17 protein-coding genes are annotated in these 14,110 nt (G+C 63.7%); 12 read left to right on the top strand and 5 right to left on the bottom strand.

The window, feature by feature from the left end; translation table 11 throughout:
* Positions 1-62 precede the first annotated feature (62 nt).
* From AUL34_RS00715 to AUL34_RS00695, 5 genes are all read right to left on the bottom strand, one after another.
* Complete coding sequence (locus tag AUL34_RS00715) at positions 63-359, bottom strand: hypothetical protein (protein ID WP_061929693.1); 297 nt, start codon at positions 357-359, stop codon at positions 63-65.
* Positions 356-622, bottom strand: a complete 267-nt coding sequence (locus AUL34_RS00710) for a DUF6117 family protein (RefSeq protein ID WP_061929690.1) — start codon at positions 620-622, stop codon at positions 356-358. Before AUL34_RS00710 ends, AUL34_RS00715 begins: the two co-directional genes overlap by 4 nt.
* Positions 619-1,035 carry a hypothetical protein gene (locus AUL34_RS00705; protein ID WP_061929687.1) on the bottom strand — a complete coding sequence of 139 codons (417 nt, stop codon included), beginning with the start codon at positions 1,033-1,035 and terminating at the stop codon, positions 619-621. The genes AUL34_RS00710 and AUL34_RS00705 overlap by 4 nt, the downstream gene beginning before the upstream one ends.
* A gap of 131 nt (positions 1,036-1,166) precedes the next feature.
* On the bottom strand, positions 1,167-3,287 hold the full coding sequence (locus tag AUL34_RS00700; RefSeq protein WP_061929684.1) for a ParB/RepB/Spo0J family partition protein: 2,121 nt from the start codon (positions 3,285-3,287) through the stop codon (positions 1,167-1,169).
* 161 nt (positions 3,288-3,448) lie between these two features.
* Entirely contained in the window at positions 3,449-4,408 is a 960-nt protein-coding gene (locus AUL34_RS00695) for an ArdC family protein (protein WP_061929681.1), read from the bottom strand.
* 240 nt (positions 4,409-4,648) lie between these two features.
* Between AUL34_RS00695 and AUL34_RS00690 the strand changes: the two genes are divergently transcribed.
* The 12 genes from AUL34_RS00690 (at position 4,649) to AUL34_RS00635 (ending at position 14,048) form a co-directional block, all read left to right on the top strand.
* The gene (locus tag AUL34_RS00690) at positions 4,649-5,260 is read left to right on the top strand and encodes a DUF6088 family protein (RefSeq protein ID WP_061929678.1); all 612 of its coding nucleotides are present in this window, start codon (positions 4,649-4,651) and stop codon (positions 5,258-5,260) included.
* Positions 5,261-5,296: 36 nt separating this feature from the next.
* The gene (locus AUL34_RS00685; protein ID WP_061929675.1) at positions 5,297-6,079 is read left to right on the top strand and encodes a DUF5131 family protein; all 783 of its coding nucleotides are present in this window, start codon (positions 5,297-5,299) and stop codon (positions 6,077-6,079) included.
* Positions 6,080-6,105: 26 nt separating this feature from the next.
* A complete protein-coding gene (locus AUL34_RS00680; RefSeq protein ID WP_061929672.1) occupies positions 6,106-7,374 on the top strand; it encodes a three-Cys-motif partner protein TcmP in 1,269 nt (422 codons plus the stop codon).
* A gap of 183 nt (positions 7,375-7,557) precedes the next feature.
* Complete coding sequence (locus AUL34_RS00675) at positions 7,558-7,935, top strand: helix-turn-helix domain-containing protein (RefSeq protein ID WP_061929669.1); 378 nt, start codon at positions 7,558-7,560, stop codon at positions 7,933-7,935.
* Positions 7,935-9,167 (top strand): type II toxin-antitoxin system HipA family toxin, encoded by a 1,233-nt coding sequence (locus AUL34_RS00670; RefSeq protein WP_061929666.1) that lies wholly within the window; start codon positions 7,935-7,937, stop codon positions 9,165-9,167. The genes AUL34_RS00675 and AUL34_RS00670 overlap by 1 nt, the downstream gene beginning before the upstream one ends.
* Positions 9,168-9,797: 630 nt before the next feature.
* Complete coding sequence (locus AUL34_RS00665) at positions 9,798-10,157, top strand: STAS domain-containing protein (RefSeq protein ID WP_061929663.1); 360 nt, start codon at positions 9,798-9,800, stop codon at positions 10,155-10,157.
* 72 nt (positions 10,158-10,229) lie between these two features.
* Positions 10,230-10,694: a chemotaxis protein CheW gene (locus AUL34_RS00660; RefSeq protein ID WP_061929661.1), complete on the top strand. Its 465-nt coding sequence runs from the start codon at positions 10,230-10,232 to the stop codon at positions 10,692-10,694.
* A gap of 34 nt (positions 10,695-10,728) precedes the next feature.
* Positions 10,729-11,598: a protein-glutamate O-methyltransferase CheR gene (locus AUL34_RS00655; protein ID WP_061929658.1), complete on the top strand. Its 870-nt coding sequence runs from the start codon at positions 10,729-10,731 to the stop codon at positions 11,596-11,598.
* Positions 11,599-11,648: 50 nt separating this feature from the next.
* Positions 11,649-12,659 (top strand): chemotaxis response regulator protein-glutamate methylesterase, encoded by a 1,011-nt coding sequence (locus AUL34_RS00650; protein WP_061929654.1) that lies wholly within the window; start codon positions 11,649-11,651, stop codon positions 12,657-12,659.
* Positions 12,660-12,745: 86 nt separating this feature from the next.
* A complete protein-coding gene (locus AUL34_RS00645) occupies positions 12,746-13,135 on the top strand; it encodes a response regulator (protein WP_055888569.1) in 390 nt (129 codons plus the stop codon).
* Positions 13,132-13,704, top strand: a complete 573-nt coding sequence (locus tag AUL34_RS00640) for a chemotaxis protein CheD (RefSeq protein ID WP_061929651.1) — start codon at positions 13,132-13,134, stop codon at positions 13,702-13,704. The genes AUL34_RS00645 and AUL34_RS00640 overlap by 4 nt, the downstream gene beginning before the upstream one ends.
* A gap of 26 nt (positions 13,705-13,730) precedes the next feature.
* On the top strand, positions 13,731-14,048 hold the full coding sequence (locus tag AUL34_RS00635) for a hypothetical protein (protein ID WP_061929648.1): 318 nt from the start codon (positions 13,731-13,733) through the stop codon (positions 14,046-14,048).
* Positions 14,049-14,110 lie beyond the last annotated feature (62 nt).

Below are 14,110 nucleotides of genomic sequence, written 5' to 3'. Positions count from 1 at the left end.
GAACACGTCGCTGCCGACATGAAAAAAGCGCCTCGGCCGAGCGGCAGAGGCGCTTTGAGAGGTCAGGCCCAGTGTCCGTCGGTGATCTCGCGGGCGACGAGCCTGCGCGCCTTGCGGATCAGGTCATCGCCGCAGGTGTCGATGTGCCCGAAGAACCGGGCGCGCGCGCCGTTCGCGGTCCAATCGGCATAGGCGCAATACTCGCGAGCCTCGGCCCGGAAGGCCCGCATGTCGCTGGCCCAATGGGGCTTGGGTTCCACGACGACGGTGATGCCGTCTCTGGTCTCCAGCCAGGGAAGCGAGCGCTCGGCGGGCGGACGCTCGGAATCGGCGGCGAAGATGGCGTCGATGTCCATCATGGCGCTTCTCCCGGCGTGCCCGGATGCATGAAGCCGCGAGGATCGCCGGGGTCGGGCGGCAGGTAGGCGTCATAGGGATCGCCGTCGGCGAGGTGGCCGAAAGGCGTGAAGACGAAATCACCATCGTTTCGTCCCACCGCGCAGATGACGTAACGCGGAGCGCCGGTCACGGCATCGAGGCATTCCATGAGCGCAAGGTTGCCGTCACCGGCAGCGCGCAGCAGCGTCTGAAAATTGCTCTGGGCATAGGACGGGATGCTCATAGCGGGCCTCCCTCGTCGGACAGTGTCTGGTTGAGCCAGCCATCGGTGTAGATCCAGTCCACGGTCTCTCCGGTGGCGAGATCGAGGACATGCGCACCGCCGCCGAAGCCGTCGAGCCGGGGCTTCGAGCAGGTGTTGGCATATTGGAAACCCCAGCGGCCGCTCAGGCGGAATTCCGTGGCGCAGTGCTTCACGAACTGGATCAGACGCTCGGGATCGCCAGTGACGTCGTCGTGCATCCAGAGCTGCGTGCCGCCATGCTCGGGCTGGATCGAGAGGAGGAAGCCCTCGGAAGGCGGTTCCTCCGATGCGCCGGCGTCGGAAAGGCGGTTGTAGAGGTCGAGCTCGCGGGCGGCGTTCTCGGGCGTGCCGACATCGAGCAGGCACGAGAAATGGGTGAAATAGTCGGCCATGACAGGCTCCTGAAACGAGAATGCCCGGCCCGCACGGCACAGCCGTTCGGGCTGCCAGCCGTGGGACCGGGCGGTGTGGAAGATCGGGGTGAGATGCGCGGGACGAACGGCGCCGCCCCGCGCGATCCGCGCTATTCGGCGGCGACGGCGTGCTGGACCTCATCCTCGTCGGTGTCTTCGTCCTCGCCGTCCTCGGTGAGGAAGTCCGGCAAGGCGGTGTCTTCGCCGGTATCGGCCTGATCGTCGGGACCAGACTGATCGCCATCGAAGGACGCCAGGCGTAGCGGTTCGGGCAGCCAGCCGCTGTCGCTCAGCAGTCGCTCGGCTTCCTTGGCCATGTCGCCCTTCTTCATGTGGTCGATGAGCTGCGCAGCCCGCTCGCCGGCGCCTTCGCGGACGGCCTCGAGAATGCGGGGCTTGGTCACGCGGCCGAGATAGTTGCTGACCGTGGGTTTCCAGCCTGCGGCCACCATGTCCATGCCTGTAGCCCGCGCTAGCCGGTCGGCCTGCGCCAGACGCACGTCGAGCCCATGCTGGCTGACGCCCGAGCCGGAATAGGGGTTCGGACGCTCGAACAGCGCATTGACGCCGTAGCTGACGCAAAGCGCCAGAAGCTCCAGGCGCGTGCCGTCATCGAGATCGGTCAGCCAGGCCCAGAGCGCCTGATCGTCAGCGGGGATATGATCCCCCCAGCGTTCGTGGCGATCGTTGACCGCCTGCGCCGATGGGCTGTCCTTCAATTCCTCGGACTGGGCCGAGAAGAAGATGTGGCGGACATTGGCCTCGAGGCAACCGGACGGGTTGGTGTGGATGAAGGTGTCGCTCAGAAGCTTGTGCAGCAACATGGTCATGGCGACGTGCGGATGCTCGGCCAGCGCGTTGCGCAGCGCCAGGGTGCGATGGGCCGTCAGCTCGATCACGAGACGCTCGGGCAAGGGCTTGACGCCGTCTTCCTCATCGTCCTCGGGCTCGGCGGGCTTGCCGCCGATGGTGATGACCGCGCGTTGGACGGCCGGCGTATCGGGCTGGTCGCTCCCGGACGCCTCGCTATCGGGCTCGGCCTGGGGCTCATCCTCGGCGCGGACATAACCGCGGTCGATCGACAGCGAGCCGTCGGAGTCCAGGCTGACGAAGGCGCCGGCGATTACGATGTCGGCCCGATCGTAGCTGACCGGGCGGTTCTCGAAGGCGTCCAGTGCCTGCTCGATCTCGCCGAGACGTTGATCGATCGCGTCGGGCAGTTCATCGGCCTCGGAATATTCCGTTTCGATCCGGTCATATTCCTCGCGCAGCGCTTCGCGGGTCGCACGCTCCTCGTCGGTCAGATCGACCGCAACGCCGGAGAGTTCACGCAGGCCGTGGTCGTGGCCATAGGGGAAGCTCACCGCGACTTCGATCCACTTCCAGCCTTCCTCGGCGATCTGATCGGCGGTGGCTTTCAGCTTCTCCGCCACCATACGGTCGAGCAGGACGGGGTCTTGCAGCCAACCGCCGTCGTCGGACTGGAACAGATCGCGCAGTACGATGCCGCCTGCGGCCTCATAGGCATCGACACCGACGAAAATGGCCCGCTTGTCCGAGGCGCGAACCGCGGTCTCGGTCAGCATGCGCCGGATCTGATAGGGCTCCTTCTGCCAGCTATCCTTGATCGCGTCCCAGACCTGCTCCTGGCGGGCATGGTCGGGGCTGACGGTGAAGGCCATGAGCTGTTCGAGGGTCATGCCGTCATCGGCATAGATTTCGAGCAGGGTCGGCGAGACGGAGGTGAGGCGCAGGCGCTGCTTCACCACGGCGACGTTGACGAAGAAGGCGGCGGCGATGGCCTCCTCGGTCATGCCCTTGTCGCGCATCGCCTGAAAGGCGCGGAACTGGTCGAGTGGATGGAGTGGTGCGCGTTCCATGTTCTCGACCAGCGACACTTCGTCGACGAGGATGTCGCTGTTGGCGTCGCCGATGACGCAGGGCGCCGTCGCCGTCTTGGCCAAACGCTTCTGCTTCACGAGCAGTTCGAGTGCGCGATAGCGGCGACCGCCGGCCGGCACTTCGAACATGCCGGTCTCCGCGCCATCACCATCAAGGACCGGGCGGACATGGAGGCTCTGGATGAGGCCGCGCCTGGCGATGGACTCGGCCAGCTCCTCGATCGAGACGCCGGCCTTGACGCGGCGGACGTTGGACTGGCTTAGCACCAGCTTGTTGAAGGGGATGTCGCGCGCCGACGACAGGGTGATCTTCTGGATGGCTGTTGCCATGTTCGTTACTCCGCGACGGGCGGCCGCGAGACTCTCTCTCGACCTCCAACCCGTCACGAAGCGAAGCGCCGCCCTCTCACTCTAAGGAGGGCAGCGCCAGGCGGGCGGAAAGGCGTAAAGCCGTAAGTCCGCTTCTCCGCCTTTCCGGTGTTCATATTCGATCACGCCGCCTGCCGTTCGTCGCCGGCCATGGTGTCGTCCGGGCCGAGATCGGTGTCGGGCAGGAAACCGAGCAGCCAATCGGCCGCCTTGCTCGCTTGGGAGGCGGCGCGGACGATGGCGCGATTGTCCTCGCGCAGCACCCCCAGCCAGGCGCCGATATAGTCGGCATGGCGGACGGTCGGCACGATGCCGAGAGACGCGCAGCAGAAGGCCGCGTTGATCTCGGCCACCAACTCCTCGAAGGCGTATTTCTTCGTGCCGAAACCGCCGGTCAGATCGCGGCCGAGCCGGGAGGCATGGCCGCTGGCGTGCCCGAGTTCGTGCAGGGCCGTGCGGTGCCAGTTGATCGGCTCGAAATAGGCCTGCGGCGGCGGCACCTGCACATAGTCGTGCGCCGGCACATAGAAGGCGCGATCGCCGCCGATGCGGAAATCGATGCCCGTCGCTTCGATCAGAGCCTCGACGCGCGGCTCGATGAGGACAGGCGGCGGTGGAGCGATGGCGGCGATGTCGTCCGGCAGTCCGTCGCATTGCGCGGCGTTGAAGACGGTGAAGCGTTTGAGGAATGGAATTGCAGCGGCATCCTCGCCGGTCTCGCGAGCGCGGCGCTTCTCGTCCTCCGGCGTGAAGCGGTCGGCATAGACGACGGTCGTGCCATGCTCACCCTTGCGGACATTGCCGCCCAGCGACAGTGCCTGGCGGAAGGTGAGCCAACTCTGGCCGGGGAAGCCGTGCTGGATCACTGCCCCCCAGAGGATGAGCACGTTGATGCCGGAATAGTGCCGTCCGGTCGCAGCGTTGCGGGGCATGGCGAGCGGCGCCTTGGCCGCGGCCGATCCCCATGGCTGGACCCAGGGAGCACGGCCCGCCTCAAGCTCAGCGATGATCTTGTCGGTGATGTCGTCATAGAGGCTCGTCCGGCCTGAACTGGCGCGGCCGCCGTGGTTTTTCCTGAACATCGCGGTTCTCCGCGACGGGCGCCGGAGACCTCTTCTCCAGCCCTCAACCCGTCACGGGAAACCCGTCCGCACTCTCACTCTATGGGGGGCGTTGCGGGGATCTCCCTGCAGAGGGGGTCGGGCGAGACCCAAGGCTCGACCGCAGGGGAAGGCTTTCCCCTTTGTCCCAGCTTTCCGTCCCAGATGTGTTTCCTTGAAAACTGTCAGAAAAATGCGTATATTACTGACAGAAGAAAGACGATGACACGGCTGACCGAACAGATTCTGTCGCATATGGCGGGTTTGCCCGAGGGCGCTTCTGTGTCCGCTAAGGGGCTGCTCCATCTCGGCAATCGCGCAGCGGTGGACCAGGCCTTGTCGCGTCTGGCCGAGCGCGAACAACTCATCCGGGCTGGGCGCGGTGTCTATCTCCGCCCCGTCGTCAGTCGGTTTGGGACGCGAGCGCCGTCGGTGGAACAGGCCGTGGAGGCCCTTGCCAGCCAGCGTGGCGAGACCATTGTCTCGAACGGTGCGGCGGCCGCAAACGCGCTTGGCCTGACAACGCAGGTGCCGGTTCGTTCGGTCTATCTGACCTCTGGGCGCAGCCGGAAGATGAATCTCGGCAAGCAGATCGTGGAATTGCGGCATGCCCCGCGCTGGCAATTGGCCCTGGCCAACCGTCCGGCGGGGGAGGTTGTGAGGGCGCTGGCCTGGCTCGGCCCTGATAAGGCTGAAGCCGCGCTCACGGCGTTGAAGCGCAAGATGCCGCCCGGCGTGTTTGGCGAACTGGTCGCCGCTGCGCCGCAGCTGCCTACCTGGCTTGCCAGGAGCGTGGGCAAGGTCGCGTATGAAACCAGAGAAATGACGAAATGATACCAAAGCAGATCAATGACCGCTCGGGAGGGCGCAATGGCTGAAACCCAAATCGAATGGACTGACGCCACATGGAATCCCGTTGCCGGCTGCTCGATCATCACCGCCGGCTGCACTCATTGCTATGCCATGGAGATGGCTAAGCGCCTTGAGGCCATGCACATCCAGAAATATGCCGGTCTGACCCGCAAGAGCGGGCAGAGGACGGTCTGGAACGGCGTTGTGCGTGAGGACCGGGATGCGCTTGCGATTCCTTATGGCTGGCGCAAGTCGCGCAAGATTTTCGTCAATTCGATGAGCGACCTGTTTCACGAGCAGGTCACGGACGCCTTCATTCTCGATGTCTGGAAGGTGATGCGTGAGACGCCACGCCATAATTATCAGATCCTGACGAAACGGCCCGAGCGCATGGCGGAACTGGTCGCCACCAAGATCGGAGAGGTGCTCCCGAACGTCTGGCTCGGCACGAGTATCGAAGACGGGGACGTGGTGGACCGGATCGATGCCCTTCGTGCTGCGCCGGCCGCGATCCGTTTCATATCGTTCGAACCTTTGATCGGGTCTGTGGGGACCGTCGACCTGCGCGACATCCATTGGGCTATCGTGGGCGGGGAAAGCGGGAAGTCCGCCCGTCCCATCCGGGAGGAATGGATCGACGAGATTTATATCCAGTGCCTGTCGGCTGGCACAGCCTTCTTCTTCAAGCAGTGGGGGACCTGGGGCAAAGACAACAAGAAGCGATCGAAAAAGGCGAACGGCCGCGAATATCGCGGTCAGACCTGGGATGAAATGCCCACGGCGGCGCAAGCGTCCGCGTGATCGTCAGATAGGCTTGGGGGGATGCTATGGTTGAGAAGCGATACGAGTGGGCTGACGGCGCAAAGCTTGAGGAGCATTCGCGGCGCAAACACAAGATTCTCCGTGAATATGTCTTCGATTACCTGACCGTTCGCTGCAAGCTGCCGCAGCAGGAACGTTTTCGGCTGGCCATTGTCGATGGCTTCGCCGGGGGCGGCCGCTACCAGTGCGGGACATCGGGTTCTCCGTTGATCTTCATCGAAGAGTTGAAGCGAGCCACCGAGGCCGTGAACACGCATCGCGCGGCACAGGGCTTGAACGCGATCGAGGTCGAGTGCCTGTTGGTCTTCAACGATGCCAGCCGTGATGCGATCGAACTTCTAAAAACGCATGTGGCGCCGCTCCAGGCCGACATCGTCGCGACCTGCCCGAAGCTCCATCTGCGCGTCGAGTATCTCAACGAGTTTTTCGAAACCGCTTATCCCAAGATCAAGCGCTTCCTGGAGCAAGGACGCTATCGCAGCGTGATCTTCAACCTGGATCAGTGCGGCCACAGCCATGTCGAGCGGAATACGATTCTCGACATCATGCACTCGTATCCTGCGGCCGAGATCTTTTACACCTTCGTCATCAGTTCCTTGCTGGCGTTCCTCCAGAAAGACCAGCCGGAGCGCCTGCGTGCGCAACTCGATCATCTCGGTCTCGCCAGCGGCGATGTCCAGGCACTGGACGGGTTGATGAGCCAGAAGGATTGGCTCGGAACCGCAGAGAAGATCGTCTTCGACGCTTTCCGGCTTTGCGCGCCCTATGTGAGTCCGTTCTCGATCAACAACCCTGGCGGTTGGCGCTATTGGCTGATCCACTTCGCCAACGCTTATCGGGCACGGCAAGTTTACAACAATATCCTCCACGACAATGCCAGCCTTCAGGCCCATTTCGGCCGATCGGGCCTCAACATGTTGTCCTATGACCCGCGCCATGATGAGGGGATGCTCTATCTCTTCGATGACAATGGCCGTGCCTCGGCCAAGACCCAGCTTCTTGATGACGTCCCCCGTCTCGTGTCTGAAGCTGGCGATGCCATGTCGGTGATGGAGTTCTATGAGAGCATCTACAACGTCACGCCGGCGCATGCCGATGACGTCCATGCCGCGATCATCGAGAACCCCGATCTTGAGGTGATCACGCCAGCCGGTGGCGAGAGACGCAAAGCGAATACGATCGGCGTCAATGACATCATCAAGGTGAAGACCCAGCGCAGCTTCTTTCCGATGTTTTTGGATGCCGGAAAAAGCCCGCTGGGGCGGAAGGAATAGTCCTCGCCATCATCCTGAGGCCAGCCGAGGTTGGCCAAGCACGAGTCAGATTTTGCCTCCTACCGGGAGAAGGGTGAGGCCTGTTTCCGATTATTCGGCGTCCACGTGGACACCGCATCCTTGACATAACTTATCAAATATGACAAACATCAATCCGTAATTTATCAGATATGGGGCATTGTCATGGGCTCTCCAAAGGTCAGACCAGCCCTCGAAAGGCTTGGCCAGGACATTCGAAATGCGCGGCTACGGCGCACTATTGCGGTTGCGGACCTGGCCCTGCGCTCCGGAACATCGGCCAGTTCTATCGCGCGGCTCGAAAAGGGCGACCCTGGCGTTGCTATTGGGACGCTTGCGGATGTGCTGGTCGTTCTTGGGCTTGTCGAACGGCTGGCCGATCTGATCGATGTCCGCAAGGATGATCTGGGGCTTGCGCTTTCTAGCGAGCGCCTGCCGCAGCGAGGCAAATCTTTCGCGACCAGGGTCAGAAAGCAAAAGGCCAAGTCGGAGCCGAGGCGCGCGTTCGATGACGTGGTCGATCCTGACGGAGCGTCGTTCTGATGGCGGAGTTCGTTGCCCAGGTTGTTCTTGGCGACAGTCGTGCGCCCGTCGGTCAGCTGCGTTTCACAGCAGCGGGGCCGCGGCAGTTCTCGACCTTTGCCTATGACGCTGCCTGGATAGAAAATCCCCGCGCCTTTGCCGTGCAGCCGGATCTTCCCCTAGAAGGCGGCCCTTTTCATACGTCGGGGCAGCCAGGGAACATGCGTGATGCACTGGCGGGCGTCTTCGCCGATGCCGCGCCGGACAGTTGGGGACGGCGCCTTCTCGAACGTGCCTATGGCAATGGTCTGAGCGAGTTTGAGTATCTGACGCTGTCCGACGACGCCTGTCGTCAGGGCGCACTGCGATTTCAAGGCGACGATGGAGAGATCATCCGCGGTAAAGCGGGTGACGCCGTGCCCCGCCTCGTCGAGCTGGAAGCGATAACGGCCATTGCCCGCGCCTATGAGCAGGGTAAGGAGATCTCTGCCGAAGAGATGCAGGCATTGGCGGGCGCGGGCGGTTCGGGCGGCGCCCGGCCCAAGGCCAATGTCCAGGACGGCGATACGCTCTGGTTGGCCAAATTCACCTCGGTTCACGATCAGCAGCCGATCGAACGGGTCGAGGTCGCGACGCTTCGGCTAGCCCAAGCTTGCGGCATTCGCACGCCTACGGCCAGGCTGGAACTCGCCGACACTCCCTTTCCGGTCGCGCTGATCCAGAGGTTCGACCGGCGAGGCAGTTCCCGGATTCCCTATATCTCGGCGCGCACGGCCCTTGGGAAGACCGGGACGGAGCTGGGCTCTTATACCGAGATCGTCGATTTTATCCGTGCCTATGGCGCCGATCCCAAAGCCGATTTCCGCGAGCTTTTCCTGCGCCTAATTTTCACGATCCTTGTATCCAACAAAGATGACCACCTGAAAAACCACGGCTTCCTCTATGTGGGAGGCGGGCAATGGCGGTTATCTCCGGTGTTCGACGTGAACCCAGCTCCAGATCGAAATCCCCATCTTGAGACGGCGATTTTGGAGGGCGGTGCGCACGACCGCTCCATATCGCTTGCACTCGAGGCTTGTGAGTTTTTCGAAATTCCTCCCGAGGAAGCAAGACGGATGGTTCGCGACACGGTTCGCCGCATATCGGAAGGATGGCGCGAGGCTCTGCGTCAGGTCGGCGTGTCAGGTGCGCTGGCGCGTGACTACGAGCCAGCCTTCGCAAATGCCGAAACTGAAATTGCGATGGTCGCATAATCAAATTTGACCGATAGCGGCTGATAGCGTGTCAGATATGATGAGTTTGGTCTGGAAGATGTCCGTCGACGATCGGTATCGAAGCGGCACTATGCTTCTGAGACGCAATATGGAGAGGTGTCAAAGCCTGAATCCTTCGATGCCGATGGAAAATTCGGTTGCGGATCGGTATGACGGGATTGTTGCGAGCACTTTCGCCGCCCCAGACCCGAATTTGGTCCGGCAACCGTCATCGGCGATAAATGGCGAAATTTGCGACTGGCCATCGAGCCTAAAAAACCCAATGTTTTCATAAGCACTAGCTTGGCGTCGGCGGTTCTGTCGGTATAACGGTTTTTGAAAATATTTTTTTTCTTCTCTTTTCAAATGGTTAGACTATGCGATCGATAATTGAGTGGGAATGAGGCCGCCGGCCGCAAACCGCCTAGCCTGACCATCGGGACCACCGCCGCGAGGCGGTGGTCTTTTTCGTCGGCGTGCCAGTCTCCGGCATGGCAATCGGGCAGCCGTGTCCTTCGGCTCAAATGTTCGTCAATCTTTGCAGGATACAACCTGTGGGACGGGGATGCGTCGGGCTGCGATCCGATCCTCCCAAACGACGCGCATACGGTCCAGGGGACGCAGGAAGCCATGATTCTGCAAGAACTTCAGTCCGAAGGCGAGGCCATCGCGTTCGCCACGCCCGCAGACGCGGCGCACGGCGAGATCACGCTCGCGCCGGTTCTCGACGTGCGGGCGGCCAAGCCCCTGCATGCCCGTCTCCTGGCGCTGCGCGGCGACACGATCATCGTCGACGCCTCCGATGTCGAGCGGATCGGCGCGCAGTGCGCGGCCATCCTTCTCTCCGCAGCGCGGAGCTGGGACGCCGACGGGCAGGAGTTCAGCCTCGTCAATCCGTCCGACGCCTTCCGCAAGGGCATCGAGCTTCTCGGCATCGCGCTGACCGAAGTCGGTGGCGTCCCGTCCGGTTTCGGCGACGCCGAGGGCTGACGCCAGGGAAAGCCGGACCGCGTCCTCGCAGACGGAACGCAACGCATCTTCGAGCCCAAGGAATCGACCAACATGACCAAGTCGCACGAGGCGGAGCGGGCCCGCGAACTGATCGCCTTCCGCGTTGCCGAGCAGGAGTTCTGCGTCGACATCACGTCGGTGCGCGAGATCCGCGGCTTTGCGGCGGCGACGCCCCTGCCGCATACGCCCGGCTTCGTGACGGGCGTCATCAATCTGCGCGGCGCCGTCCTGCCGATCGTCGACCTCTCCCTGCGGCTCGGCTTCGGCCCGACCGAGCCGACCGCCCGCTCGGTCATCATCGTCGTGATGGTGGGCAACCAGCTCGTCGGCCTCCTGGTCGACGCGGTGTCCGACATTCTGACCGTGGTGGACGAGAACCTGCAGCCGACGCCGGACCTCGCGTCCGAAATCGCGCGCAGCTTCGTTCGTGGCGTCATCGCGCTGGAAGGCCGGATGATCTCGCTGATCAGCACGGAAAGCGTGCTGCCGCCGTCCGCCGAGAACCTGGCCGCCTGAGCGGATCGCCCGCACGAGGCTTCGGAGTCCATCGATGTCGCGAATCCTGCCGGGCGCCCCGGCGCAGTCCGAACCGCTCCAGCCGAGCGGCGAGTTCGAGCTGACGCAAAAGGACTTCCTGCGTATCGCCAAGATCCTCTACGAGGACTCCGGCATCGCACTGCCCGACAGCAAGATGGCCCTCGTGTATTCGCGTCTGGCCAAACGCCTTCGGGCGCTCGGCATGCAGAGCTTCCGCGAGTATTGCGAGCATGTCTCGGGCACCGAGGGCAAGGGCGAGCGCATGACGATGCTCGCCGCGCTGACGACCAACGTCACGCATTTCTTCCGCGAGATGCACCACTTCGACCATCTGCGCACCCAACTCCTGCCGCCGCTGCTCGAAGAGGCGAAGCGGGGGGGGCGCGTGCGCATCTGGTCGGCGGGCTGCTCCAACGGCCATGAGCCCTACTCGATCGCCCTCACCATTCTCGGCCTGATGCCGGACGCGGCTAACTACGACGTGCGCATCCTCGCCTCCGACATCGATCCCAACGTCGTCGCCTTCGGGCGGGCCGGCATCTACGACGATGGGGCGCTCCAGCCGGTTCCGTCCGAGCTGCGCCGACGCTGGTTCTCGCGCGCCAACGGCGGACACTCGGTCAGCGACGAGATGCGCACGCTGGTCTCGTTCCGCGAGCTGAACCTGATCGGCGACTGGCCGATGAAGAACGGGTTCCAGGCGATCTTCTGCCGGAACGTGACGATCTACTTCGACGAGCCGACGCGCCAGAAGATCTGGGGCCGCTTCATGAAGTATCTCGAGCCCTCCGGCATGCTCTACATCGGTCATTCCGAACGCCTCACAGGCCCGGCGGCCGACCAGCTGTCCCTCGTGGGAACGACCACATACCGGCGGACCTGACGCCATCCGCGTCGGCCCCGCGCAGCTTCAAGGCCGTGAGAACCCCTTCCATGTCTTCCACGCGTGTTCTCGTCGTCGACGATTCCGCCACCATGCGCGCCCTGATCCGGCATGCGCTGGAAGCCGATCCCCGGATCGAGATCGTGGGCGAGGCCGCCGATCCGATGCAGGCCCGCCAGGCGATCAAGGTGCTGGATCCGGACGTCGTGACGCTCGACATCGAGATGCCGGGCATGAACGGGCTGGAATTCCTTGACAAGATCATGCGGCTGCGGCCGACCCCGGTGATCATGGTCTCGACGCTGACGCAGCCCGGCCAGGCGGCCACGATCGAGGCGCTGCGGCTCGGCGCCTTCGAATGCGTGCCCAAGCCGAGCGCTGCCGGCGGACGCGACACGTTCGCTCTCCTGCCGGCGCTGGTCCACGAGGCGAAGCGCGCGAGGAACCAGATCGCCGGAAGCCGCGACCGCCAGATCTCCGCGCCGCAGACCGCGCAGACCGCCTGGCCCGACCTCATCGGCATCGGCTCCTCCACCGGCGGCGTGGAAGTCCTGATCGCGCTGCTCGCGCAGTTTCCGGCCAACACGCCGCCGGTGATGATCGTGCAGCACCTGCCGGCGAGCTTCACCGCCTCGTTCGCCGCGCGTCTCGACCGCGCGTCTCCCGCCAAGGTGGTCGAAGCGCGTTCGGGCGAGCCGGTGCTGCCGGGCCATGTCTACCTCGCGCCCGGTGGACGGCACCTCAGCGTCCGGCGCAGCGGCACAAAGCTCATCGCCTCCTTGAGCGACGAGGACACGGTCCAGGGCCATCGCCCGTCCGTGGACGTGCTCTTCCATTCCATCGCTAAGACCTGCGAGGGGCGGGTGACCGGCGCGATCCTGACGGGCATGGGGCGCGACGGGGCCGACGGCCTCCTGGCGATGCGCCGCAAGGGGTTCCGCACGCTGGCGCAGGACGAGGCGACCTCGCTCGTCTACGGCATGCCCCGCGTCGCCTGGGAAATCGGCGCGGCGGAGAAGCGGGTACCGATCGGCGGGATGGCCAAGGCCATCTTCAACTGATCTCCCGTCTACTTCGTTTTGAATGAATCCTTCAGCTTTATACGAGATGATCGGTCTCGAAATCTTCGACAAGGGAACGGCCTGCCATGAGTTTCGTACAGCATCTCAAAGTGATGATCGTTGACGACCATCGGACCAGCCGCCTCCTGATCTACGAAGCGCTGACGCAGCTGGGTATCACGCAGGTCGTCTATGCCGTCGACGGCGAGCAGGCGCTGAAGCAGATGATGGCGACGCCCTGCCACATCGTCATCTCCGACTTCAACATGCCCAAGCTCGACGGCATCCAGCTCCTGAAGGCGCTGCGATCCTATGGGCCGACGAAGAAGACCCCCTTCTTCATCCTGACCGGCAAGGGCGACCGCGCCCTCGTCCAGCAGGCGGCCGCCGCGGGCGCCAACAACATCCTCGCCAAGCCCATCACGGTCCCCGTGCTGCGCAAGACGCTGGAAGCGGTGCTCGGCCCGCTTCAATGAGCCAGGCGTTGTCCTCCTCCCTGTCCGGATCGTCGGATCGGCTGCGCATCAACCTTATCCAGGGCGAGGCGCAGGTCGACGACCGGCCCAACGTGGTGTTCACGACACTGCTCGGTTCGTGCATTGCGGCCTGCATTCGCGATCCCGGCGCCGGGGTCGGGGGGATGAACCATTTCCTGCTGCCCGGCGATGGCCTGGGAAGCTCCTCCACCGGCGTGCAGAGCTACGGGCTCTACCTCATGGAGCTTCTGGTCAACGGCCTCCTGAAGAAGGGCGCGCGCAAGCACGCGCTGGAAGCCAAGATCTTCGGCGGCGCTCGCACGATGGAAGGCCTGTCCGACATCGGCGCCAAGAACGCGAGTTTCGCCAAGCGTTTCCTGGACCTCGAAGGCATCTCCTACGTCGGTGGCAGCGTGGGCGGCACGCAGGGGCGGCGCATCGAGTTCTGGCCCGTCAGCGGCCGTGCGCGCCAGATCCTGATGGAGCCGACCGACAAGGCCCTTCCCCGGATCATGGCTCCCGTCCCGGTGGCGCCCCCGCAGGGCGGCGGCGATCTCGAACTCTTCTGAAGGAGCGCGGCGTGACGGCAAGTTCCATGTCTTCGCAACTGCTTCTGGACCGGCTTGCCGACGAACTGGCCCGGCTGACTGCGGCGGCGACGCGCCTCGAAGGCTTGATCGCGCCCGCCGGCCTCGGGCCGGAAGCGATGATCGTCGCGCAGAGCCACGATCTCCTCAGCCAGACCATCGCCGAACTCGAAGGGTTCGTGCGGGCCAGCGCGCCGAGCTTCGCCGGCGGTCCGGACTGCGATCTTCAGGCGCCGCTGGCGGCCATCCGGCTCTCGGCGCTTGCCAACCGGCTTCGTGGCTTGACTGAAGCTGAAGTCATGTCCGGCGAAGTCGATTTGTTTTGAACGACGGCAGATTCGGGCACTAACGTCCAGTCGCGAAATGTCCAGCTTCTTCACGAAGAAGA

Source organism: Aureimonas sp. AU22, from assembly GCF_001463745.1.
Lineage (GTDB): Bacteria > Pseudomonadota > Alphaproteobacteria > Rhizobiales > Rhizobiaceae > Aureimonas.
This window is presented reverse-complemented; position numbering and strand designations above follow the sequence as displayed.